The organism is Streptomyces sp. NPDC090045, assembly GCF_044747975.1.
Classification (GTDB): domain Bacteria; phylum Actinomycetota; class Actinomycetes; order Streptomycetales; family Streptomycetaceae; genus Streptomyces.
Map to the genome: position 1 here is coordinate 75,345 of NZ_JBIVFA010000016.1, position 23,628 is coordinate 98,972.

Annotated in this window: 21 protein-coding genes; 15 read left to right on the forward strand and 6 right to left on the reverse strand. The window is 71.6% G+C overall.

What is annotated here, in order from left to right; all coding sequences use genetic code 11:
- Positions 1 to 172 precede the first annotated feature (172 nt).
- Complete coding sequence (locus ACIPYQ_RS33315) at positions 173 to 823, reverse strand: NAD(P)-dependent oxidoreductase (protein WP_401257816.1); 651 nt, start codon at positions 821 to 823, stop codon at positions 173 to 175.
- A gap of 72 nt (positions 824 to 895) precedes the next feature.
- On the opposite strand from ACIPYQ_RS33315, the gene ACIPYQ_RS33320 reads away from it, so the two are divergent.
- Complete coding sequence (locus tag ACIPYQ_RS33320) at positions 896 to 1,507, forward strand: TetR/AcrR family transcriptional regulator (RefSeq protein WP_361765020.1); 612 nt, start codon at positions 896 to 898, stop codon at positions 1,505 to 1,507.
- On the opposite strand, the gene ACIPYQ_RS33325 is transcribed toward ACIPYQ_RS33320, so the two are convergent.
- Positions 1,497 to 2,378 (reverse strand): carbohydrate kinase, encoded by an 882-nt coding sequence (locus ACIPYQ_RS33325; RefSeq protein ID WP_401257920.1) that lies wholly within the window; start codon positions 2,376 to 2,378, stop codon positions 1,497 to 1,499. The genes ACIPYQ_RS33320 and ACIPYQ_RS33325 overlap by 11 nt on opposite strands.
- A 129-nt stretch (positions 2,379 to 2,507) precedes the next feature.
- Here ACIPYQ_RS33325 and ACIPYQ_RS33330 point away from each other — a divergent pair, with 129 nt between their 5' ends.
- The gene (locus tag ACIPYQ_RS33330) at positions 2,508 to 2,939 is read left to right on the forward strand and encodes a Rieske (2Fe-2S) protein (protein WP_361765023.1); all 432 of its coding nucleotides are present in this window, start codon (positions 2,508 to 2,510) and stop codon (positions 2,937 to 2,939) included.
- Positions 2,940 to 2,948: 9 nt separating this feature from the next.
- Here the strand turns inward: ACIPYQ_RS33330 and ACIPYQ_RS33335 are convergent, their stop codons facing one another.
- Complete coding sequence (locus tag ACIPYQ_RS33335; RefSeq protein WP_401257817.1) at positions 2,949 to 3,881, reverse strand: hypothetical protein; 933 nt, start codon at positions 3,879 to 3,881, stop codon at positions 2,949 to 2,951.
- Positions 3,882 to 4,111: 230 nt separating this feature from the next.
- On the opposite strand from ACIPYQ_RS33335, the gene ACIPYQ_RS33340 reads away from it, so the two are divergent.
- From ACIPYQ_RS33340 to pgi, 13 genes are all read left to right on the forward strand, one after another.
- Entirely contained in the window at positions 4,112 to 4,708 is a 597-nt protein-coding gene (locus ACIPYQ_RS33340; protein ID WP_401257818.1) for a papain-like cysteine protease family protein, read from the forward strand.
- A gap of 5 nt (positions 4,709 to 4,713) precedes the next feature.
- Positions 4,714 to 5,496, forward strand: coding sequence for a hypothetical protein (locus ACIPYQ_RS33345; RefSeq protein ID WP_401257922.1), 783 nt, complete (start codon positions 4,714 to 4,716; stop codon positions 5,494 to 5,496).
- 382 nt (positions 5,497 to 5,878) lie between these two features.
- Positions 5,879 to 7,879, forward strand: coding sequence for an excinuclease ABC subunit UvrC (uvrC, locus tag ACIPYQ_RS33350; RefSeq protein WP_401257819.1), 2,001 nt, complete (start codon positions 5,879 to 5,881; stop codon positions 7,877 to 7,879).
- Between the two features lie 33 nt (positions 7,880 to 7,912).
- Positions 7,913 to 8,860: an RNase adapter RapZ gene (gene rapZ / locus ACIPYQ_RS33355; RefSeq protein ID WP_030720410.1), complete on the forward strand. Its 948-nt coding sequence runs from the start codon at positions 7,913 to 7,915 to the stop codon at positions 8,858 to 8,860.
- Positions 8,857 to 9,921: a uridine diphosphate-N-acetylglucosamine-binding protein YvcK gene (gene yvcK / locus ACIPYQ_RS33360; protein WP_361765036.1), complete on the forward strand. Its 1,065-nt coding sequence runs from the start codon at positions 8,857 to 8,859 to the stop codon at positions 9,919 to 9,921. Before rapZ ends, yvcK begins: the two co-directional genes overlap by 4 nt.
- Entirely contained in the window at positions 9,912 to 10,907 is a 996-nt protein-coding gene (gene whiA, locus ACIPYQ_RS33365) for a DNA-binding protein WhiA (protein WP_266597925.1), read from the forward strand. The genes yvcK and whiA overlap by 10 nt, the downstream gene beginning before the upstream one ends.
- Before the next feature lie 142 nt (positions 10,908 to 11,049).
- Entirely contained in the window at positions 11,050 to 14,010 is a 2,961-nt protein-coding gene (locus ACIPYQ_RS33370) for a M14 family zinc carboxypeptidase (RefSeq protein ID WP_401257820.1), read from the forward strand.
- A 209-nt stretch (positions 14,011 to 14,219) separates the two neighbouring features.
- Entirely contained in the window at positions 14,220 to 15,227 is a 1,008-nt protein-coding gene (gene gap / locus ACIPYQ_RS33375; protein WP_361765043.1) for a type I glyceraldehyde-3-phosphate dehydrogenase, read from the forward strand.
- A 131-nt stretch (positions 15,228 to 15,358) separates the two neighbouring features.
- Positions 15,359 to 16,573, forward strand: a complete 1,215-nt coding sequence (locus ACIPYQ_RS33380) for a phosphoglycerate kinase (protein WP_401257821.1) — start codon at positions 15,359 to 15,361, stop codon at positions 16,571 to 16,573.
- A 6-nt stretch (positions 16,574 to 16,579) separates the two neighbouring features.
- Positions 16,580 to 17,356 (forward strand): triose-phosphate isomerase, encoded by a 777-nt coding sequence (gene tpiA / locus ACIPYQ_RS33385; RefSeq protein WP_361765049.1) that lies wholly within the window; start codon positions 16,580 to 16,582, stop codon positions 17,354 to 17,356.
- Between the two features lie 130 nt (positions 17,357 to 17,486).
- Positions 17,487 to 17,717, forward strand: a complete 231-nt coding sequence (secG, locus tag ACIPYQ_RS33390; protein ID WP_030388924.1) for a preprotein translocase subunit SecG — start codon at positions 17,487 to 17,489, stop codon at positions 17,715 to 17,717.
- Between the two features lie 182 nt (positions 17,718 to 17,899).
- The gene (locus ACIPYQ_RS33395) at positions 17,900 to 18,235 is read left to right on the forward strand and encodes an RNA polymerase-binding protein RbpA (RefSeq protein ID WP_010352468.1); all 336 of its coding nucleotides are present in this window, start codon (positions 17,900 to 17,902) and stop codon (positions 18,233 to 18,235) included.
- A gap of 150 nt (positions 18,236 to 18,385) precedes the next feature.
- Positions 18,386 to 20,041 carry a glucose-6-phosphate isomerase gene (gene pgi / locus ACIPYQ_RS33400; protein ID WP_401257923.1) on the forward strand — a complete coding sequence of 552 codons (1,656 nt, stop codon included), beginning with the start codon at positions 18,386 to 18,388 and terminating at the stop codon, positions 20,039 to 20,041.
- A 71-nt stretch (positions 20,042 to 20,112) separates the two neighbouring features.
- Here the strand turns inward: pgi and pgl are convergent, their stop codons facing one another.
- The 3 genes from pgl to zwf all read right to left on the reverse strand — a co-directional run bounded on the left by pgl (position 20,113) and on the right by zwf (position 23,628).
- Positions 20,113 to 20,892 carry a 6-phosphogluconolactonase gene (pgl, locus tag ACIPYQ_RS33405; RefSeq protein WP_401257822.1) on the reverse strand — a complete coding sequence of 260 codons (780 nt, stop codon included), beginning with the start codon at positions 20,890 to 20,892 and terminating at the stop codon, positions 20,113 to 20,115.
- Between the two features lie 172 nt (positions 20,893 to 21,064).
- The gene (gene opcA / locus ACIPYQ_RS33410) at positions 21,065 to 22,105 is read right to left on the reverse strand and encodes a glucose-6-phosphate dehydrogenase assembly protein OpcA (protein WP_401257823.1); all 1,041 of its coding nucleotides are present in this window, start codon (positions 22,103 to 22,105) and stop codon (positions 21,065 to 21,067) included.
- Positions 22,102 to 23,628, reverse strand: coding sequence for a glucose-6-phosphate dehydrogenase (gene zwf / locus ACIPYQ_RS33415; RefSeq protein ID WP_383569206.1), 1,527 nt, complete (start codon positions 23,626 to 23,628; stop codon positions 22,102 to 22,104). Before zwf ends, opcA begins: the two co-directional genes overlap by 4 nt.

A 23,628-nucleotide genomic window follows, 5' to 3' on the forward strand; every position in this document is an offset into this window, starting at 1 on the left:
GCTCCCGGGGGCGCTGCCCCCGAGCCCCCGCGCCTCAATCGCCGGCGGGGCTGAAAGATCGGGGCTCTGCCCCGGACCCCGCGCCTCAAACGCCGGCGGGGCTGGATTTCCAGCCTCGCCGGCGTTTGAGGCGCGGGCGCTGAGCGCCGTTGGGGTTTGGGGCGGAGCCCCGTTATGAGGCGACGCCCACCGTGTGGGACGTGTAGGCCGGGTCGGTGAGGGTGGTGAGGAGGGCGTCGGCCACGTCCGCGCGGGGGATGACCCGGCCGCCCCGGACGTTGGCGTCGATCGCCCGCCGATACCGGCCGGTGTGCGGCTTGTCGCGGAGCATCGGCGGGCGGATGACCGTCCACTCGGCTCCGCTCGCACGCAGCTCCGCCTCCATGACCGCGAGGTCCGCGTAGAGGTCCCGCAGCAGTCTGCGCAGCAGCGGGAAGACCACCGCCCGGGTGACCACGCTCTCGCCCTGCGCCGGCGGGCCGACCGGGGCCGCGCTGAGGGCCGAGAGGCGGGTCACGCCCGCCCGGTCCATCGCCGCGAGGATGGCCCGTACCGCCGGCCCCGTGACCGGGGCCGCCTTGGCCTGCTTGTTGTTCGCCGCGCCGAGGGCCGAGATCACCGCCGACCGGCCCGCCAGTACGGGGACCAGCGCGTCCTCGTCCGTCAGGTCGCCGACCACGGCGACCCGGAGGCGGTCGTGGGCCGGCACCCTCAGCCGGGCCGGGTCGCGGACGACCGCCGTGACCTCGTGTCCCGCGGCCAGCGCCTGCCTGACGACCTCGTGGCCGACGCCGCCCGTGGCTCCGAACACCGTGAGTTTCATCCTGGCTCCCGACATGTGGGTAGGTAGGTGGGTGAGTGTTCACTCACCTCTTCCTGCCCTTAGAGTGAGTGAATGCTCACCCCGAAGTCAAGCCGTCCCACCCCCGAGCGGCTGCTGGACGCCGCCGAGAAGCTGATGCGCACCAGCGGCCTGGCCAACGCCACCACCAAGGCGATCGCCCGCGAGGCCGGCTGCTCGGAGGCCGCGCTCTACAAGTACTTCGCGAACAAGGAGGAGCTGTTCGTCCGCGTGCTGATGGAGCGCACCCCCAACGCGGGCCCGCTCATGGCCGCCCTGCAGGCCGATCCCGATCCGGGGGAGCAGGGGGTCGAGGAGGCGCTCACCGACATCGCCCGGCACGCCTCGCTCTTCTACGCCGACGCCATGCCCATGGCCGCCTCGCTCTTCGCCGAACCCGCTCTGCTCGTCCGCCACCGCGAAGGCGTGCAGAAGATCGGCTCCGGGCCCCACGTGGTCCTCGACGCCCTGGCCGGCCGACTGCGGCGGGAGCTCGCCGCCGGGCGGCTGCGAGCCGATGCCGATCCGGCGGCGGCCGCCGCCCTGCTGCTCGGCGCCTGCTTCCAGCGGGCCTTCTTCCTGCACTTCTCCGGCGCCCAGGTGGTCCAGCCGGTCGAGGAGTTCGCCCCGGCCGTGGCCGGGACCGTGTGGGCCGCTATCCGCTGAGCTCCGCCGCGTACGGAGGCTCCGCGCCCGCCCGCGTGCAGGTCAGGGCGGCCGCGTGGGCGGCGTAGGCCAGGACGTCGGGCCAGTCCACCGGGCGCCCCGGCGTGCCGGCGAGCCGGTGCAGCAGGGCGGCGTTGACGGTGTCGCCCGCCCCGATGGTGTCGGCCACCGCGACCCGGCGGGCCGCCACCGAGTGCTCCTCGCCCTCCCGCGTCCAGACGGTCAGGCCCGCCGCACCCCGGGTCAGCACCACCGCCGAGGGGCCCGCCGCCAGCCAGTCGCGGACCCCGCCGCCCAGCCAGGCCGCGTCCTCCTCGGACAGCTTGAGGACGGTCGTGCTCGGCAGCAGCCGCTCCCGGAAGCGCGCGCGGTACGCCGCCGGGTCCGCGATCAGCGCCGGCCGGATGTTGGGGTCCAGCAGGGTCAGCAGCCCGCGCCCCGCCTCCCGGCGCAGCAGGGCCTCGTACGCGCTCGCGCCCGGTTCCAGGACCAGCGAGCAGGTGCCGAGCGCGAGGGCCCGGACTCCGTCGGGGAGGGCCGGCGGCAGGGTGAACAGCCGGTCCGCCGTGCCCTCGACGTAGAAGCCGTACGAGGCCGAGCCGTCCGGGGCCAGCGAGGGCACGGCGAGAGTGGTCGGCTCCGGTCCGCGCTGGACCAGCGACACGTCCACCCCGGCCGACCGCAGCCCGGCCAGCAGGCTCTCGCCGAAGCCGTCCGCCGAGACCCGCGAGCAGAAGGCAACCTCGGCGCCGAGCCGCCCGAGGGCGAGCGCGGTGTTGTACGGTCCCCCGCCCGGCCGGGGCAGCAGCGCGCCCGGCGGCCGCACCGCGGGCACCAGGTCGATGAGGGCTTCTCCGCCGACGACGATCACGCGGGGAAGGTACCCCATGCGGCCGGCGGTATCGTCGGGTGGGCCGGGCCCCCGGCCGGGCCCGGCCCGTGCCCGGCCCGCGCCACCGCCCGTACCGTCCCCGCCGTGCCCGCACCCCAGGAGAACCGCATGCCCGCGCCGCAGTCAGCCGCCCGCCGTACCGTCCTCAAGGGCGCCGCCGCGCTCGCCGGGGCCGCCGGGGCCGGAGTGACGCTCGCGGCCTGCTCCACCGAGACCAACAGCGGGGGCAACACCCCCGCCACGCCCACCGCGCCGGTGGAGCTCGGCGCCGCGGCCGACGTCCCGGTGGGCGGCGCCAAGCTGTACCGGGAGCGGAAGCTGATCGTCAGCTGCCCGGCGGAAGGCCGGTACACGGCGTTCAGCGCCCAGTGCACGCACGCCGGATGCGTCCTGGACAAGATCGTCGAGGGTCAGGGCAACTGCCCCTGCCACGGCAGCCGCTTCGACGTGGCCACCGGCAAGGTCCTGCGCGGCCCGGCGTCCGCCCCGCTGCCCGCCGTCCCGGTCCGGGCCGAGAACGGGAAGCTCATCGCGGGCTGACCCGCGCGGTCACGCCCAGTCCCAGGTGATCCCGAGGATCCCGCGCCGCACCGTCTGTTCCACCAGGTGCACCACCCGGTGCCGGCCGCTGGGCGTCAGGTCCACGAGGCCGGTGCGCGGGGCCTGCGGTCCGGTCCGGGCGAAGCGCCGGCAGCGCACCGGCAGGGCCGCCTCGTCGAAGCGGACCTGGAGCATGTACTGGCCGCCCGCGTGGCCGAATCCGCGCACGTACTCGGCGCTGCGGGCGCCCGTGCCGTCCTCGATGCCGTAGCCGAAGACATGGGTGTCCCCGCGTCTCAGCCGCGCGTCGAAGAGCAGCTCCGCGACCACCACCTCGGCCTCCGGATGGCAGCGCACCCGGCCCGTACGGCAGTTCTCGTACGCCGTCACGCGGATCCGGGACACGTCGCAGCCCGGGTCGCCGTGGTGGACGGCGAGGTAGCGGTCGACCCCGTCGCGGTGCGCCCGGACGATCTGCTGCGACTCGCGGATCCGCAGCTCGCCCGCCGGGCCGATGCGGACCCGCTCGTGGTGGCCGAGCGTGTGCAGTCCGCCGTCCGGCGGCAGCTCCATCCCGTCCAGCAGCCGCTCCACCGTGCCGCCCATGCTGAACAGTGCCCGGTACGAGCGGCCGGCCGGGCGGGCCGGCCCCGGGGCGGCCTGCGGTGCGGCGAGCAGGCGGACGAGGGCGCCGTCGGGCAGCTCCAGGATCTGCTCCAGGGCGGTGACCGCCCGCAGCGACTCCGGGTGCCGCGGCCGGCGGGCGCCCTGCTGCCAGTAACTGAGGCTGGTGACACCGACCTTGATGCCCCGTGCCGCCAGCCGGTGCTGTATCCGGTGCAGGGGCAGCCCGCGTGCGGCGAGGGCGGCGCGCAGGGCGAGGTGGAAGGGGCCGCCGCGCAGTAACCGGCCGAGCTCGGCCGTGTCCCCGGTCGGCGCCATCGCGACTCCTCTGTGAACGTTCACACGCGTCGGCGCGGAGGATCGCGCCGGAGGCTCCGGGGGACCAGGTGAAACGACAGCAACCGTTCACACCGCAGCCCCACCGTTCACACTGCAACGTCACCGCGTATTGAAGCGTGTTGACCTGATCGCGACAACTGCTTGATGCTCCTCCACAGCGTCCGGACGCGCTCCTCCACCCCCCCACTCCCCCCACCGGGAGGAACGCGATGCGCAACCGAAACGGGCGGCTTTCCCTGGCCGCCCTCCTCACCGCCGTGCTGTTCACCCTGCCCTTCGGCACCGCCACCGCCACGGCAGCCGAGACCGGCACCGATTCCGCACTGGCCCACAAGCGCCTGAACATCACCATGCAGGCACAGCAGAAGACCAACTGGTGCTGGGCCGCGGGCGGCAACACCATCGCCACCTGGTTCGGCCGGAACCACTCCCAGAACCAGTTCTGCAACGCCGCCTTCAACCGCCAGCAGGGCTCCGAGTGCCCCAACAACCAGGCCACCCTCGGCAACGTCCAGACCGGACTGCGCTGGGCCGGCATCAACCCCGGCTCGTACGTCAACGGCTGGCTCCAGTACTCCACCGTCCAGAGCGAGATCAACGCCGACCGCCCCATCGAGACCCGGATCCAGTGGTCGAACGGCGGCGGCCACATGCACGTCGTCTACGGCTACGACACCGCGAGCAACTGGGTCTACTGGGGCGACCCCTGGCCCTCCAGCGACCGCTACAACTGGGCCTCGCACGCCTGGTACGTGAACAACAGCACCTTCTCCTGGACCCACTCGCTCTACCGGATCGGGGCGTGACCGCCATGACCCTGCGCGCCACCGCCGCCGCCGCGGTCCTCGCCGCCACCGCCCTCCTCGGGCTCGCCCCGCTCGCAGCCGCGGCTCCCGGGGGCCCCGTGCCGCAGCCCGGGGCCGCCACCGCCGAGAACCGGGCCGCCGCCGCGCAGGCGGCGACCGCCCCCGACACCCTCGCCACGCTGTCCCGCTTCTTCGCCCGGGAGGGCAAGGTCTCCCTCACGGCCGCGCGGCCCCGGATCGAGGGCGAGGCGATACCGGTCAACCACCTCTCCCCGGACTTCGTCGCGGGCCGGACGGGGGCGCCCGTCGCCCGCCTCGAATTCCTCGCCAGCAAGGCGGTCTCCTCCGACGGGCAGCAGGCCGCGCTGTGGACGGCGCGGACGGAGGCGGGCTGGCAGGTGGTGAACATCGCCACCGGCGACGACGAATTCCGCTACGCGCGGCTGGGCGCGGAGAAGCTGCCCGGCGGGACGGTGTTCCGGGAGCCGCAGATCGACGCGTGGTACGTGGCCGGGGGCGATCGGGTGCTGCCGCTGGACGAGGACGCGGTACGGGCCGTGGGCGCCGGGGGTGTCGGCCTGGCCGCCTACCGCGCCCGGGTGGCCGGGGCGTACGGGGACAAGCTGCCCGGCTCCGCCTATGCCGCGCGGGGCGGGGCGGGCGGCTATGCCGAAGCCTCGGCCGAGGCTGCCGGGACCCCCGTCGGGGTGGTGGCCGCCGCCGGGGCGCTCGCGCTGGGCGGGGCCGGGGCGCTGGCCCTGCGCCGCCGCCGCACCGGCGTGGCCTAGCCGCCGCCCGCGGGCCCGGCTCCAGCCAGGGGCCGGGCCCGCGGTCCGTTGCCACCTGACCCGCCGCGTCCCGGGGCTCCGCCCCAGACCCCGCGCCTCAAACGCCGGCGAGGCTGAAGATCGGGGCTCAGCCCCAGACCCCGCGCCTCAAACGCCGGCGAGGCTGAAGATCGGGGCTCCGCCCCGGACCCTCCCCCAGACTCCGTCCGGGGGGACCCCCACGCCTCAAACGCCGGCGAGGCTGGATTTTCCAGCCCGTCCGGCGTTTGAGGACCGGGTCTGGGCGGAGCCCAGGAAGCGCCGGGCGGCGGACCACCGGGAGCCGCGCACCGGGCCGGAGGCCTGCGGTCGGTTGTCGGACCGCGCCAGTAGGGTGGTTGGCATGGCCGACCCTTCCAGCTACCGCCCCCAGCCGGGACAGATCCCCGACTCCCCGGGGGTCTACAGGTTCCGCGACGAGCACCGCCGGGTGATCTACGTCGGGAAGGCCAAGAGCCTGCGCCAGCGCCTGGCCAACTACTTCCAGGACGTGGCCGGCCTGCACCCCCGTACGGCCACCATGGTGACCACGGCCGCCTCCGTCGAGTGGACCGTGGTGTCCACCGAGGTCGAGGCGCTCCAGCTGGAGTACTCGTGGATCAAGGAGTTCGACCCCCGGTTCAACGTCAAGTACCGGGACGACAAGAGCTACCCCTCCCTCGCCGTGACGATGAACGAGGAGTACCCCCGGGTCCAGGTCATGCGGGGGCCCAAGAAGAAGGGCGTGCGCTACTTCGGTCCGTACGGGCACGCCTGGGCGATCCGCGAGACCGTCGACCTGATGCTCCGGGTGTTCCCGGTACGGACCTGCTCCGCCGGAGTGTTCAAGCGCTCCGCCCAGATCGGCCGCCCCTGCCTGCTCGGCTACATCGGCAAGTGCTCCGCGCCCTGCGTCGGCCGGGTCACCCCCGAGGAGCACCGCGAACTGGCCGAGGACTTCTGTGACTTCATGGCCGGGCGGACGGGGACGTACCTCTCCCGCCTGGAGAAGGAGATGCACGAGGCCGCCGAGGAGATGGAGTACGAGAAGGCCGCCCGGCTGCGCGACGACGTGGGGGCGCTGCGCCGGGCCATGGAGAAGAACGCCGTCGTGCTGGCCGACGCCACCGACGCCGACCTGATCGCGGTCGCCGAGGACGAGCTCGAGGCGGCGGTGCAGATCTTCCACGTGCGCGGCGGCCGCGTCCGCGGCCAGCGCGGCTGGGTCACCGACAAGGTGGAGGCCGTCGACACCGCCGGGCTCGTCGAGCACGCCCTCCAGCAGCTGTACGGCGAGGAGAAGGGCGAGGCCGTCCCCAAGGAGGTGCTGGTCCCGGCGCTGCCCGAGGACACGCCCGCGCTGAGCCAGTGGCTCGCCGACCGCCGGGGGTCCCAGGTCAGCCTGCGGATACCGCAGCGCGGCGACAAGAAGGCCCTCATGGAGACCGTCCACCGCAACGCGCAGCAGTCCCTCGCCCTGCACAAGACCAAGCGCGCCAGCGACCTCACCACCCGCTCCCGGGCCCTGGAGGAGATCGCCGAGGCCCTGGAGCTCGACAGTGCCCCGCTGCGCATCGAATGCTTCGACATCTCCCACCTGCAGGGTGACGACGTCGTGGCGTCGATGGTGGTGTTCGAGGACGGGCTGGCCCGCAAGAGCGAGTACCGGCGCTTCCAGATCAGATCGTTCGAGGGGCAGGACGACGTCCGCTCCATGCACGAGGTGGTCTCGCGGCGCTTCCGGCGCTACCTCCAGGAGAAGCTGAAGACGGGCGAGTGGGAGGCCGAGGAGGGCGAGGCCGCGGTGCCCGAGGACGACGGGAGGCCCAAGCGGTTCGCGTACCCGCCGCAGCTCGTGGTGGTCGACGGCGGGCAGCCGCAGGTCGCCGCCGCCAAGCGGGCCCTGGAGGAGCTCGGCGTGGACGACGTCGCCGTGTGCGGCCTGGCCAAGCGGCTGGAGGAGGTCTGGCTGCCCGGCGAGGACGACCCGGTCGTGCTGCCCCGCACCAGCGAGGGCCTCTACCTGCTCCAGCGGGTGCGTGACGAAGCCCACCGTTTCGCCATCCAGTACCAGCGCAACAAGCGCGGCAAGCGCCTGAAGTCGGGCCCGCTGGACGAGGTGCCCGGCCTCGGCGAGAGCCGCAAGCAGGCCCTGGTCAAGCACTTCGGTTCGGTGAAGAAGCTGAGACAGGCGACAATCGACCAGATCTGCGAGGTCCCGGGCATAGGACGGAAGACGGCCGAGACGGTGGCCGCGGCCCTCGCCGGGGCGGTCCCCGCCGGCCCTGCCGTCAACACGGCCACAGGAGAGATCATTGAGGATGAGAACCCCGCCCCCGCGGGCGGGGACACCTCCCGGCAGTAGCCGGGAGCCATCGTCCGAACGGGGGACCGAGCAATGACCGAGCACGAGACCACGCACGACCGAGACGGAGCACAGGTGAGTACGGGCACGACAGTGGAGCCCGGCGAGACCGCCGAGGCGGCCATCCCCGAGCTGGTGATCATCTCCGGCATGTCCGGGGCCGGCCGCAGTACGGCGGCCAAGTGTCTGGAGGACCTCGGCTGGTTCGTCGTCGACAACCTCCCGCCGGCGCTGATCCCCACCATGGTGGAGCTCGGTGCCCGCTCCCAGGGCAACGTGGCGCGCATCGCCGTCGTCGTCGACGTCCGCGGCCGCCAGTTCTTCGACGCCCTGCGCGAGTCCCTGGCCGACCTCGACAGCAAGGGCGTCACCCGCCGCATCGTCTTCCTGGAGTCCTCCGACGACGCCCTGGTCCGGCGCTTCGAGTCGGTCCGCCGCCCGCACCCGCTCCAGGGCGACGGCCGCATCACCGACGGCATCGCCGCCGAGCGGGACCTGCTGCGCGAGCTGCGCGGCGACGCCGACCTGGTGATCGACACCTCCAGCCTGAACGTGCACGAGCTGCGCGCCAAGATGGACGCCCAGTTCGCCGGGGACGAGGAGCCCGAGCTGCGGGCCACCGTCATGTCCTTCGGCTACAAGTACGGCCTCCCCGTCGACGCCGACCTCGTCGTCGACTGCCGCTTCATCCCGAACCCGCACTGGGTCCCGGAGCTGCGCCCCTTCACCGGGCTCAACGAGGAGGTGTCGGGGTACGTCTTCAGCCAGCCCGGCGCCAAGGAGTTCCTCGACCGCTACACCGAGCTGCTCCAGCTCATCGCCACCGGCTACCGCCGCGAGGGCAAGCGGTACGTGACCATCGCGGTCGGGTGCACGGGCGGCAAGCACCGCAGCGTGGCCATGTCCGAGAAGCTCGCCGCCCGCCTCGCCTCCGAGGGAGTCGAGACCGTCGTCGTCCACCGGGACATGGGGCGCGAGTGACCGCACGGACCCCGCGGCTGAGCCGTCTGCGCCGCCTCACCCCGGGACGGGGCGAGGACGGCGCGGGCCGCTCCGGCCGTTCCGGCCGCCGGCGCGGCGCCACGCCCAAGGTGGTGGCGCTCGGCGGCGGCCAGGGCCTGTCGGCCTCCCTCGCCGCCCTGCGCCGGATCACCGGTGACCTCACCGCCGTGGTCACCGTCGCCGACGACGGCGGCTCCAGCGGCCGGCTCCGGGAGGAGCTCGACGTGCTGCCGCCCGGCGACCTGCGCAAGGCGCTGGCCGCGCTGTGCGGGGACGACGACTGGGGCCAGACCTGGGCCCGGGTCATCCAGCACCGCTTCCAGTCCGAGGGCGACCTGCACGGGCACGCCGTCGGCAACCTGCTGATCGTCGCCCTGTGGGAACAGCTCGGCGACCCCGTCCAGGCCCTCGACCTGGTGGGCAGGCTGCTCGGCGCCCAGGGCCGGGTGCTGCCGATGTCGGCGGTGCCGCTGGAGCTCCAGGCCCTGGTCAGGGGGCACGACCCGGCCCGTCCCGAGGACGTGGACACCGTCCGCGGGCAGGCCACGGTGGCCCTGACTCCGGGCGAGGTGCTTTCCGTACAGGTGGTGCCGAGCGACCCGCCGGCCGTGCCGGAGGCCGTCGCGGCGGTCCTGGACGCCGACTGGGTGGTGCTCGGCCCGGGGTCCTGGTTCTCCTCCGTCATTCCGCACCTGCTGGTGCCGGAACTGCTCGACGCGCTGGTCGAGACGAAGGCCCGCCGGGTCCTCTCGCTGAACCTCGCGCCGCAGCCCGGCGAAACAGAGGGCTTCTCTCCGCAGCGTCATTTGGAGGTTTTGGCCCGACACGCCCCTAAACTCGCCCTGGACGTGGTGCTGGCCGACGAGGCCGCCGTACCCGACCGCGAGTCCCTCGCCGATGCCGCGAAACGGTTCGGTGCCGCGGTCGAGCTGGCCCCCGTGGCCAGGCAGGACGGTTCTCCGAAGCACGATCCGGAGCTGCTGGCCGCCGCGTACGACCGTATTTTTCGGATGCATGGAAGGATCGGCCCATGGCGATGACGCCCGCGGTGAAGGATGAGATCTCCCGCCTCCCCGTCACCCGGACCTGCTGCAGGAAGGCGGAGGTCTCGGCGATCCTTCGGTTCGCGGGCGGCCTGCACCTGGTGAGCGGCCGCATCGTCATCGAGGCGGAGCTCGACACCGGGATCGCGGCGAGACGCCTGCGCAAGGACATCCTGGAGATCTTCGGCCATTCCTCGGACCTGGTGGTGATGGCCCCCGGCGGACTGCGCCGCGGCAGCCGCTACGTGGTCCGCGTCGTGGCCGGCGGTGACCAGCTGGCGCGCCAGACGGGCCTCGTGGACGGCCGCGGCCGCCCCATCCGGGGTCTTCCCCCGCAGGTGGTCTCCGGAGCCACGTGCGACGCCGAGGCGGCGTGGCGCGGCGCCTTCCTGGCCCACGGCTCGCTCACCGAGCCGGGCCGGTCCTCCTCCCTGGAGGTCACCTGCCCCGGCCCGGAGGCCGCCCTGGCCCTGGTGGGCGCCGCCCGCAGGCTCTCCATCGCCGCCAAGGCCCGCGAGGTGCGCGGCGTCGACCGGGTCGTGGTCCGCGACGGCGACGCGATCGGCGCCCTGCTGACCCGCCTCGGCGCCCACGAGTCGGTGCTGGCCTGGGAGGAGCGGCGGATGCGGCGCGAGGTCCGCGCCACCGCCAACCGCCTCGCCAACTTCGACGACGCCAACCTGCGCCGCTCGGCGCGTGCCGCGGTGGCTGCCGGCGCCCGCGTGCAGCGCGCGCTGGAGATCCTCGGCGAGGAGGTCCCCGAGCACCTCGCCGCGGCCGGCCGGCTGCGCATGGAGCACAAGCAGGCCTCCCTGGAGGAGCTGGGCGCGCTCGCCGACCCGCCGCTGACCAAGGACGCGGTCGCGGGCCGGATCCGCCGCCTGCTGGCGATGGCCGACAAGCGGGCCCAGGACCTCGGCGTCCCGGGCACCGAGTCGAACCTCGACCTCAGCGAGGAGATGGCCGACAACATGGCCGGTTAGCCGCTGATCCCCGTGTACGGCAAAGGGGTCCGCGCGATCACTCGTGCGGGCCCCTTTGCCGTAGGCCCCATTGACATGAGCATGGGCCGGTCTTGAGTCTGGCGTCCGAAGCTTTCGTGGCAGACGACGCCCAGGGGGGCACATGAGGCACCGCGCGAGATCGATCCTCGCCGCAAGCGCACTCGTCTTCGCAAGCACACTCGCCGCACTACCCGTGGCGGCCCAGGCCCAACCCGGTTCCGGCACCGCACCCGGCGCCGACGAGGTACGGGTCTACGACGCCGACATCACCCGGGAACAGGTCCCGCTCGTCCTCGCCGCCGGCCAGGACGCCCACGAGCTCACCGAGCGCGCCCCGGAGACCGGGACCGCCCGGGTCGAGCTCTTCCTCACCGGCGGTCAGGCCAAGGAGCTCGCCGGTCAGGGCGTCAAGCTCGCCGAGCGGAAGATCGGGGCCCAGGGGCTGGCCCGCGCCAAGGCGGCGGGCGACGGCGTGTTCCGCCCGTACAGCGGCAAGGGCGGCCTCCAGGAGGAGATCCTGCGCACGGCGCAGGAGAACCCGGCGCTCACCAAGGTCGTCTCCATCGGCAAGACCGTCCAGGGCAAGGACATCCTCGCCCTCAAGGTCAGCAAGAACGCCAAGAAGACCAAGGACGGCGACAAGCCCTCCGTGCTCTACATGTCCAACCAGCACGCCCGTGAGTGGATCACCCCCGAGATGACCCGGCGGCTGATGCACCACACGATCGACAACTACGGCAAGGACCAGCGGATCACCAAGCTGGTGGACTCGACCGAGCTGTGGTTCCTGCTCTCCGCCAACCCGGACGGGTACGACTTCACGCACGCGCCGGACGGCGAGCGGCTGTGGCGCAAGAATCTGCGCGACAACAACGGCGATGGCAGGACCAGCGCCGGCGACGGGGTCGACCTCAACCGCAACTTCGCCTTCAAGTGGGGCTACGACAACGAGGGTTCCTCGCCGAACCAGGCGAGCGAGACCTACCGCGGCCCGAAGGCCTCCTCCGAGCCGGAGACCACCGCCCTCGACGCCTTCCAGAAGCGCATCGGCTTCGACTACGCGATCAACTACCACTCCGCCGCCGAACTGATCCTCTACGGCGTGGGCTGGCAGGTGGCCACCCCCACCCCCGACGACGTCGCCTACAAGGCGCTCGCCGGCACCCCGGAGAACCCCGCGGTCCCCGGCTACTACCCGCAGGTCTCCTCCGAGCTCTACACCACGAACGGCGAGGCCGACGGCCACGCCTCCAACGTCAACGGCATCATGATGTTCACGCCGGAGATGACCACCTGTCAGACCGCCTCCGCGGCCGACCCGAACGACCAGTGGAAGCCCGAGGACTGCGCCTCAGGCTTCAACTTCCCGGACGACGAGAAGCTCATCCAGGCGGAGTTCGCCAAGAACATCCCCTTCGCGCTCTCGGTGGGCGAGAGCGCCGCGCAGCCGGACCGCCCGGTGTCCTCCGTGGGCCTGAGCGCCGCGGACTTCACCCTCGACCCCTTCACCACCTCCTACGCGGCCCGCGGCGAGGACCAGACGGTCTCCGTCACGGCCCGCAAGGCGCTGAAGGACAAGGAGCTCAACTTCCGGATCAACGGCGGCCGCACGCACGACGAGGAGCTCAAGGCCTGGAAGGGCGGCGAGGTCTACGGCGGCGATGACAACAACTGGTTCGACGAGTACCGCGCCGAGGTCGACGGCGCGAAGCCCGGTGACAAGGTGGAGGTCTGGTTCACCGGCCGCGACCGCTCCGGCAGGACCGTCTCCAGCGAGCACTTCACGTACACGGTGGCCGAGCGGCCCCGCGCGGACGTCCTGGTGATCGCCGAGGAGGGGGCCAAGGCCCAGCACGCCCAGAGCTACGTCGACGCCCTGCGCGCCAACAAGAAGTCCGCGGCGGTCTGGGACGTGGCGACCCAGGGCGCCCCGCACCACCTGGGCGTGCTCTCGCACTTCCGTACGGCCGTTCACTACACCGGGGCCAAGAGCCCGGGCGGTGACACCCAGCTGGCGGTGCGCGACTTCCTGAACGAGGGCGGCAAGCTGATCGAGGCCGGTGAGCTGGCGGGCGGCAACGCCCAGGTCGGCCGCGCCGTGACCAACGACTTCAGCCAGTACTGGCTCGGCGCGTACGGCCGTACCAGCACGCCCGGCGCCAGCGGCTTCACCGGCGCCGGCGCCCTGAGCGGGGCGAAGGGCGGCCTCGGCGACGCCGCGGGCAACCCGCTGAACGCCCCCGGCGCCTACACGGTCACCTCCGAGACCCTGGCGCCCGCGCAGTTCCCGCAGTTCAAGAGCGCCCAGGCGGGCCAGTTCACCGGGGTCGTCAACCCGTACGCCCCCTACGCGGGCACCGGGATGGCCTCGGCCCTGCACGCGGACGACGACTGGAAGCGCCTCGTCCGCACGATCGACCTCACCGGCGTCACCGCGGCCGACCAGCCGCAGCTGAAGCTCGCCCTCAACTGGAACACCGAGGAGGGCTACGACCACGCCGCGCTGGAGGCCCGTACGGCCGGCGGCGACGACTGGACGACGCTGCCGGACAAGGGCGGTCTGAGCAGCACCACGGTGCCGGAGGAGTGCGCGGCCGGGTTCTTCATGAACGGCCACCCCTTCCTCCGCCGTTACCTCACCCTGGACTCCGGCGGCTGCACCGCGCAGGGCACCAGCGGCGCGTGGAACAGCTTCACCGGTTCCTCCGGCGGCTGGAAGCAGGTTTCCTTCGACCTGAGTGCGTACGCGGGCAAGACCGTCGAGGTCTCGCTCTCCTACATCACCGACCCGGGCTCGGGCGGCCGCGGCGTCTTCGCGGACGAGGCGCGCCTGTCGGTCGGCGGAGCGGACCAGGCCGTCGAGGGCTTCGAGTCCTCGCTCGGCGTCTGGACGGCCCAGGGCGCACCCGCCGGAAGCCCTGAAGTTCCCGGCGATTGGTCCCGGTCCGGCGAGCTGTTCAAGTCCTTCGCGGCGGTCACTACCCGTGACACCGTCCTGCTCGGCTTCGGCCTGGAGCACGTGTCCGCCGCGGCGGACCGCGCGCTACTCGTCGGTAAGGCACTGCGCACGCTGAACCGCTGATCAGCGGCCCCTTCGTCACTCACCCTGAGTGACAGGGACCAAAGTCCCCCGGTCCTGTTCCGGAGCGTCAGGTACGGGACCGGGGGGCGTGTCAGGCCCCGACCGATGTCACCCAAAAGCTCACGGAGAGGTAGGGTCGTAAGCGGTCGGGGACATCCCATTTCAGCTCGCCGGCGCACTAACCGGCGCACCAACGAGGAGATCGGTTCGTGACGATCCGCGTAGGCATCAACGGTTTTGGCCGCATTGGCCGTAACTATTTCCGGGCGCTCCTGGAGCAGGGAGCGGACATCGAGATCGTCGGTGTCAACGACCTGACTGACAACGCGACCCTGGTGCACCTGCTCAAGTACGACACCATCCTGGGCCGGCTGAAGCACGAGGTCAGCCACACCGACAACAGCATTACCGTCGGTGGCCAGACGTTCAAGACCTTCGCCGAGCGCGACCCCGCGAACCTCCCCTGGGGTGAGCTGGGCGCCGACATCGTCATCGAGTCCACCGGCATCTTCACGAAGAAGGCCGACGCCGCCAAGCACATCGCGGCCGGCGCGAAGAAGGTCCTCATCTCGGCTCCGGCCAAGGACGAGGACATCACCATCGTGATGGGCGTCAACCAGGACAAGTACGACGCGGCCAGCCACCACGTCATCTCCAACGCCTCCTGCACCACCAACTGTGTGGCGCCGATGGCCAAGGTCCTCGACGAGAACTTCGGCATCGTCAAGGGCATGATGACGACGGTCCACGCGTACACGAACGACCAGCGCATCCTGGACTTCCCGCACTCGGACCTGCGCCGCGCCCGCGCCGCCGCCGAGAACATCATCCCGACCTCCACCGGTGCCGCCAAGGCCACCGCCCTGGTCCTGCCGCAGCTCAAGGGCAAGCTGGACGGTATCGCCATGCGCGTCCCGGTTCCGACCGGTTCGGTCACCGACCTGGTCCTGGAGCTCTCCCGCGAGACCACCGTGGAAGAGATCAACGCCGCCTTCCAGAAGGCCGCCGAGGGACAGCTCAAGGGCATCCTCGACTACACCGAGGACGCGATCGTCTCCTCCGACATCGTGAACTGGCCCGCGTCCTGCACCTTCGACTCCTCCCTGACCATGGTCCAGGAAGGCACGCAGGTTAAGGTCGTCGGCTGGTACGACAACGAGTGGGGCTACTCCAACCGTCTCGTCGACCTCACCGTCTTCGTCGGCGGTCAGCTCTAAGCACGTAGGCAAGGCACCACGATGTGAGCACAGGGTCCGAGCAGCGCGACGAAGCGCCGCACGGGCCCTGTTGCTTGCCTCGTTCTCCCTTCCTCGCCCTTCGAGTGAAGGGCACAAAGGAGTAGGTACACATGAAGACGATCGATGAACTCCTCGCCGAGGGCGTCAAGGGCAAGCGGGTCTTCGTCCGCGCGGACCTGAACGTCCCGCTGGACGGAGTCCGCATCACCGACGACGGCCGCATCCGCGCCGTCCAGCCCACGATCGCGAAGCTCGCCGCCGCCGGCGCCCGCGTCATCGTGGCCTCGCACCTGGGCCGCCCCAAGGGAACCGGCGTGGAGCCGGCCTTCTCGCTCGCCCCCGCCGCCACGCGCCTCGGCGAACTGCTCGGTGCGGACGTCGCCTTCGCCGCCGACACCGTCGGCGCCTCCGCCAAGGAGACCGTCGCGGCCCTCGGCGACGGCCAGGTGGCCGTCATCGAGAACCTGCGCTTCAACGCCGGCGAGACCTCGAAGGACGACGCCGAGCGCGGCGCCTTCGCGGACCAGCTCGCCGAGCTCGCCGACGTCTACGTCGGCGACGGCTTCGGTGCCGTCCACCGCAAGCACGCCTCGGTCTTCGACCTGCCCGCGCGCCTCCCGCACGCGGCCGGCCAGCTCATCGCCACCGAGGTCGGCGTCCTGAAGAAGCTCACCGCCGAGGTCGAGCGCCCGTACGTCGTGGTCCTCGGCGGCGCCAAGGTCTCCGACAAGCTCGCCGTCATCGACGAGCTGCTCGGCAAGGCCGACCGCATCCTCATCGGCGGCGGCATGGCCTACACCTTCCTCTACGCCAAGGGCTACGAGGTCGGCATCTCCCTGCTCCAGAAGGACCAGGTGGACAAGGTCAAGGAGTACATGCAGCGCGCCGAGGACACCGGCGTCGAGCTGGTCCTCCCGGTCGACGTGCTGGTCTCCGCGGAGTTCCCGGACCTCAAGGGCAAGACTCCGGCCACCTTCGAGACCGTCGACGCGGACAAGATCCCCGCCGACAAGGAGGGTCTGGACATCGGCCCCCGGACGCGCGAGCTGTACGCGTCGAAGATCGCCGATGCCAAGACCGTCTTCTGGAACGGCCCGGTCGGCGTGTTCGAACACCCCGACTACGCCGGCGGTACCACGGCCATCGCCCAGGCACTGCTCGACAGCAGCGCCTTCACCGTCGTCGGCGGCGGAGACAGCGCCGCCGCGGTCCGCATCCTCGGCTTCGACGAGAATGCTTTCGGCCACATCTCGACCGGTGGCGGCGCCTCCCTCGAATACCTCGAGGGCAAGACGCTCCCCGGCCTCGCCGCCCTGGAGGGCTGAAACCGTATGACCACGCGCACCCCGCTCATGGCGGGCAACTGGAAGATGAACCTCAACCACCTCGAGGCCATCGCCCACGTTCAGAAGCTCGCCTTCGCGCTCGCAGACAAGGACTACGACGCCGTCGAGGTCGCGGTCCTGCCGCCCTTCGTCGACCTGCGCTCGGTCCAGACCCTGGTCGACGGCGACAAGCTGAAGATCAAGTACGGCGCCCAGGACCTCTCCGCGCAGGACTCCGGCGCCTACACCGGTGAGATCTCCGGCTCCATGCTGGCGAAGCTGAAGTGCACGTACGTGGCCGTCGGCCACAGCGAGCGCCGCCAGTACCACGGTGAGACGGACGAGATCTGCAACGCCAAGGTCAAGGCCGCCTACCGGCACGGGGTCACCCCGATCCTGTGCGTCGGCGAGGGCCTGGACGTCCGCAAGGCCGGGCAGCAGGTCCCGTACACGCTGAGCCAGCTCGACGGCGGCCTCAAGGACGTCCCGGCCGAGCAGGTCGAGTCCATCGTGATCGCGTACGAGCCCGTCTGGGCCATCGGCACCGGCGAGGTCGCCACCCCGGACGACGCCCAGGAGGTCTGCGGGGCGATCCGCACCCGCCTCGCGGAGCTGTACTCGCAGGAGCTGGCCGACAAGGTCCGCATCCAGTACGGCGGCTCCGTGAAGTCCGGGAACATCGCGGCGATCATGGCCCAGCCCGACGTCGACGGCGCCCTGATCGGCGGCGCGGCGCTGGACGCGGACGAGTTCGTCAAGATCGTCCGCTTCCGCGACCAGTGAGTATGCGGTAGGGCCGATCCGTCGTACCCTTGCGGGGGCCAGGGGCTGAACCACCAGCCACTGGCCCCCGCGCACATCACGCAAAGCCGGAAAGCCTGAAAAAGCCAGAAAGTAGGAATCAGCCGTGATTATGGGGTTCTCGATCGCCCTGATCGTCTTCAGCGCCCTGCTGATGCTGCTCGTGCTGATGCACAAGGGCAAGGGCGGCGGCCTCTCCGACATGTTCGGCGGCGGAATGCAGTCGTCGGTCGGCGGTTCCTCCGTCGCGGAGCGCAACCTGGACCGCATCACCGTCGTCGTGGGTCTGCTGTGGTTCGCGTGCATCGTCGCGCTCGGTCTGCTGATGAAGTCGAGCAGCTGACCGTTCTGGCCATTCCGGCAGTCCTGTCGGTGGTGCCCGGCCTATCATGAGGTCCGTCGTTCCTGGCGCGGAATCAGTAACTCCGCTCACTGGACGTGCGTTGGGCCTTACGTAGACTTGGGCGCTCCGCGGCGGAAATTCCACTCACACTCCGCGGCACCATCACGCAGGGAGTTACGACCGTGGCAAGTGGCAACGCGATCCGTGGTAGCCGGGTCGGAGCGGGGCCGATGGGCGAGGCAGAGCGCGGCGAGTCCGCGCCCCGCCTGCGCATCTCCTTCTGGTGCTCGAACGGGCACGAGACGCAGCCCAGCTTCGCCAGCGACGCACAGGTGCCGGACACCTGGGACTGCCCGCGCTGCGGGTTCCCGGCCGGCCAGGACCGGGACAACCCGCCCGCGCCGCCGCGCACCGAACCGTACAAGACGCACCTGGCGTACGTACGGGAACGACGCTCGGACGCCGACGGCGAGGCGATCCTCGCCGAGGCGCTCGCGAAACTCCGCGGCGAGATCTGACACCGCCCCAAGTGTGTGACGTGAGGCCCGGCCCCGCAGGAATCATCTCCCGCGGAGCCGGGCCTCTTTGTGTGCGTTGCGCCGCTTCTCATCCCTTAAGTTGGAGCCGGCGGGGCACGACAGGACGGAAGAAGTGGGTTGATGTCCGAGATGAACGCAGGCAGCCGTACGAAGGTCAACCGGACGCCCGAGTGGCTTGCACTGGGCAAGCACCGGGAGGAATTCGGGCAGACGCATCTGCGGGAGCTGTTCCAGGAGAATCCCGGCCGCGGCGCCGGCTACACCCTGCGGGTCGGGGACCTGCACATCGACTACTCGAAGCACCTCGTCACCGACGAGACGCTCGCGCTGCTCCGCGAGCTGGCCGCGGCCACGGGCGTGGCCGAGCTGCGCGAGGCGATGTTCCGTGGCGACAAGATCAACACGACCGAGGACCGGGCGGTGCTGCACACCGCCCTGCGCGCACCGAGGGACGTCGTCGTCGAGGTGGACGGCGAGGACGTGGTCCCCGGCGTGCACGCCGTCCTGGACAAGATGGCGGCCTTCGCCGACCAGGTCAGGTCGGGGGAGTGGACCGGCTTCACCGGCAAGCGCATCAAGAACGTCGTCAACATCGGCATCGGCGGCTCCGACCTCGGTCCGGCGATGGCCTACGAGGCCCTGCGCGCCTTCGCCGACCGCGGCCTGACCGTGCGCTTCGTGTCCAACGTCGACGGCGCGGACCTCCACGAGGCCGTGCGGGACCTGGACCCGGCCGAGACGCTGTTCATCATCGCCTCGAAGACCTTCACCACCATCGAGACCATCACCAACGCCACCTCGGCGCGCGGCTGGCTGCTGGCCGGCCTCGGCGGAGACCGGGAGGCCGTGGCACGGCACTTCGTCGCCCTGTCGACCAACGCCGAGAAGGTCACCGACTTCGGCATCGATCCGGCCAACATGTTCGAGTTCTGGGACTGGGTCGGCGGCCGCTACTCCTTCGACTCGGCCATCGGCCTCTCCCTGATGATCGCGATCGGCCCCGGCGCCTTCCGCGACCTGCTGGCCGGCTTCCGCCTGATGGACCAGCACTTCCGCACGGCGCCGGCGGAGGAGAACGTCCCGCTGCTCATGGGCCTGTTGGGGATCTGGTACGGCGCCTTCTTCGACGCGCAGTCGCACGCGGTGCTCCCGTACAGCCACTACCTCTCGCGCTTCACCGCGTACTTGCAGCAGCTGGACATGGAGTCCAACGGCAAGTCCGTGGACCGCGACGGCAATCCGGTCGAGTGGCAGACCGGCCCGGTGGTCTGGGGCACGCCCGGCACCAACGGGCAGCACGCCTACTACCAGCTGATCCACCAGGGCACGAAGGTGATCCCCGCGGACTTCATCGGCTTCGCGAAGCCGGTGGCCGAGCTGGAGGCGGCCCCGGCGGCCCAGCACGACCTGCTGATGGCCAACTTCTTCGCGCAGACCCAGGCGCTGGCCTTCGGCAAGACGGCCGACGAGGTGCGCGCCGAGGGGGCGCCGGAGTCGCTGGTCCCGCACAAGACCTTCCACGGCAACCACCCCACGACCACCATCCTGGCGACCGAGCTCACCCCCGGGGTGCTGGGCCAGCTGATCGCGCTGTACGAGCACAAGGTGTTCGTCCAGGGCGCGGTGTGGAACATCGACTCCTTCGACCAGTGGGGCGTCGAGCTCGGCAAGGTGCTCGCCAAGCGCGTCGAGCCCGCCCTGAGCGAGGGCGCGGACGTGGAGGGCCTGGACGCCTCGACGAAGGCGCTGGTGGCCACGTACCGGAAGCTGCGCGGCCGGAGCTGACGGCCGAAGGGCCGCCGGACGGCCGAAGGGCCCGCTCTCCTCGGGAGAGCGGGCCCTTCGCGTCGTACCGGTCAGGAGGCCGGGGGGTACATCCCGGCCGGGAGCTTCGCCGCCGCCGCACGGTCCAGCAGCCACAGGGTGCGGGAGCGGCCGTAGGCGGCCGCGGCCGGGGCCTGGACCCCGCCCGCGCCGCCGAGGGCGATGGACACCGCGCCGGCCTTGTCCTCGCCCGCCGCCAGCAGCCAGACCTCACGGGCCGCCCGGATCGCCGGGAGCGTCAGGGAGATCCGGGTGGGCGGGGGCTTCGGGGCGCCGTGGACGCCGACCACCGTCCGCTCGCTCTCGCGGGCCGCCGGGTGCTCCGGGAAGAGCGAGGCCACGTGCGTGTCCGGGCCCACGCCCAGCATCAAAACGTCGAAGCGGGGCACCGGACCGTGGTCCTCGGGGCCGGCCGCCTTCGCGAGCTCGGCCGCGTAGGCGGCCGCGGCCGCGTCGACGTCGGCCCCGTACGGGCCGTCCGAGGCCGGCATCACGTGCACGCGGGCGGGGTCCACCGGGACCGAGTCCAGGAGGGCCTCGCGGGCCTGGGTGTGATTGCGCTCGGGATCGTCGGCGGGGACGTACCGCTCGTCGCCCCACCAGAGGTCCAGCCGCGCCCAGTCGACGGCGTCGCGGGCGGGGGCGGTGGCCAGTGCCGCGAGGAGGCCGTTGCCGTTGCGTCCGCCGGTGAGGACCACGGACGCGGTGCCGCGGGCCGCCTGCGCGTCCACGATCTTCGTGATGAGCCGGGCCGCGGTGGCCTGGGCCATCAGTTCCTTGTCCCGGTGGACGACGACCTGGGGAGTCGTCATACCCATGGTGTTGCCGCCTTTTGTGTAGTTCAGGGGGCGGGTGCCGCTGCGCGGAGCAACCGGGCTCCGCCCGGACCCGGTCCTCAAACGCCGGACGGGCTGGAAAATCCAGCCTCGCCGGCGTTTGAGGCGCGGGGTCTGGGGCGGAGCCCCAGTTTCCCGCAGGGACCCGTTACTTGTTCGCGGACTTCTTCGAAGGCTTGGCGGCCGGCTTCGGGTCCTCCGGCTTGGCCTCGGCCTTCGGCTCGGCCTCCGCCTTGGCGGGGGCTTCGGGCTTGGCCGGGGCCGGGGGCTGGAGCTTGGTCACGCCGAACTTCAGCGCGGACTCGTACGTGTTGTCCGGGTCCAGCCGGCGCAGCTCCTCCGCCAGGAGCTCGGCCGTGTCGCGGCGCTTGAGCGCCACCGCACGGTCGGGCTGCCCCGGCATGCACAGCGTGGCCAGCGCCCCGTCCGCGCGGTCCAGGACGATGTCGCCGTCCTTGGTCGACAGGCGTACCGCCGTCAGGCCGGGGCCCGCGGACAGCGTGCGCGTGACCGGGACCTTGAGCCGGTCCGCCAGCCACATGGCCAGCAGCTCGCAGCTCGGGTTCTCGTCCTCGCCCTCGACGGTCGCCGACGTGACCGACAGCTGCTGCTGGTCCAGCGCGGCCGCCAGCATGGAACGCCACGGGGTGATGCGGGTCCACGAGAGGTCCGTGTCCCCCGGGGCGTACGCCGCCCCCCGGGCGCTGAGCTCCCGGGTCGGGTCCTCGCAGGAGTACGTGTCCGAGATCCGGCGCTGGCCCAGCGTTCCCAGCGGATCGCCCGCCAGGTCCGCGGGCGCACCGTCCGGCCACCAGACGACGACCGGGGCGTCCGGCAGGAGCAGGGGGAGAACCACCGACTGGGCGTGGTCGACCAGTTCGCCGTGAAGGCGGAGCACGACCGTCTCACCGCTGCCGGAGTCCGCCCCGACGCGGACTTCCGCGTCGAGCCGGGCGTCGCGGCGGCTGCGGGGGGAGCGGCTGGCCCGCTTGATGACGACGACGATCCGCGAGGGGTGTTCGTGGGACGCGTCGTTCGCCGACTTGAGCGCGTCGTACGCGTTCTCCTCGTCGGTCACGATCACCAGCGTGAGGACCATGCCGATGGCCGGCGTGCCGATGTCCCGGCGTGCCTGCACCATCGCGGCATTGATCTTGCTGGAGTTGGTCTCCGTGAGGTCGATCTTCATGGCCGGCGCCAGCTCCGTCCGTCTCGTGCGAGCATCTCGTCCGCCTCGACCGGCCCCCAGGTGCCCGACGGGTACTGCGCGGGCTTGCCGTGCTTGTCCCAGTACTCCTCGATCGGGTCGAGGATGTTCCAGGACAGTTCGACTTCCTGGTGACGCGGGAAGAGGTTCGCGTCGCCGAGGAGCACGTCGAGGATGAGCCGCTCGTACGCCTCGGGGCTCGACTCCGTGAAGGACTCGCCGTAGGCGAAGTCCATCGTGACGTCCCGGACCTCCATGGAGGTGCCCGGAACCTTGGAACCGAAGCGGACCGTCACGCCCTCGTCCGGCTGGACCCGGATGACCAGGGCGTTCTGCCCCAGCTCCTCGGTCGCGCCCGACTCGAACGGCAGGTACGGGGCGCGCTTGAAGACCACGGCGATCTCGGTCACCCGGCGGCCCAGGCGCTTGCCGGTCCGCAGGTAGAACGGGACGCCCGCCCAGCGGCGGTTGTTGATCTCCAGCCGGATGGCCGCGTAGGTGTCGGTCTTCGACTTGGGGTCGATGCCGTCCTCTTCGAGGTACCCGACGACCTTCTCGCCGCCCTGCCACGCCGCCGCGTACTGGCCGCGCACGGTGTGCTTGCCCAGGTCCTCGGGGATCTCGACGGCGCTGAGCACCTTGAGCTTCTCCGCCACCAGCGCCTTGGGGTGGAAGGAGCCGGGCTCCTCCATCGCGGTCAGCGCGAGCAGCTGCAGCAGGTGGTTCTGGATGACGTCACGGGCCGCGCCGATGCCGTCGTAGTACCCGGCCCGGCCGCCGATGCCGATGTCCTCGGCCATGGTGATCTGCACGTGGTCGACGTACGACCGGTTCCAGATCGGCTCGAACATGGTGTTGGCGAAGCGGAGCGCCAGGATGTTCTGGACGGTCTCCTTGCCGAGGTAGTGGTCGATCCGGAAGACCTCGTCACGGGGGAAGACCTCGTGAACGACCTTGTTGAGCTCCTCGGCGCTCTTCAGGTCGTGGCCGAAGGGCTTCTCGATGACGGCGCGCCGCCAGGAGCCTTCCTTCTGGGCCAGCCCGTGGTCCTTGAGCTGCTGGACCACCTTCGGGAACCACTTGGGCGGGACCGACAGGTAGAAGGCGAAGTTGCCGCCCGTGCCCTGCGCCTTGTCCAGCTCGTCGATCGTCGCCTTCAGGGTCTCGAAGGCCGCGTCGTCGTCGAAGTCGCCCTGCACGAAGCGGCAGCCCTGCACCAGCTGCTGCCAGACCTCCTCCCGGAAGGGGGTGCGCGAGTGCTCCTTGACGGCCTCGTACACCTCCTGGGCGAAGTCCTCGTGCTCCCACTCGCGGCGGGCGAACCCGATCAGCGAGAAGCCGGGCGGGAGCAGGCCGCGATTGGCCAGGTCGTAGACGGCAGGCATCAGCTTCTTGCGCGACAGGTCACCCGTAACGCCGAAAATGACCAGGCCGGACGGCCCCGCGATGCGCGGGAGCCGCCGGTCCTGTGCGTCACGAAGCGGGTTCGCTCCGTTCACAGACAA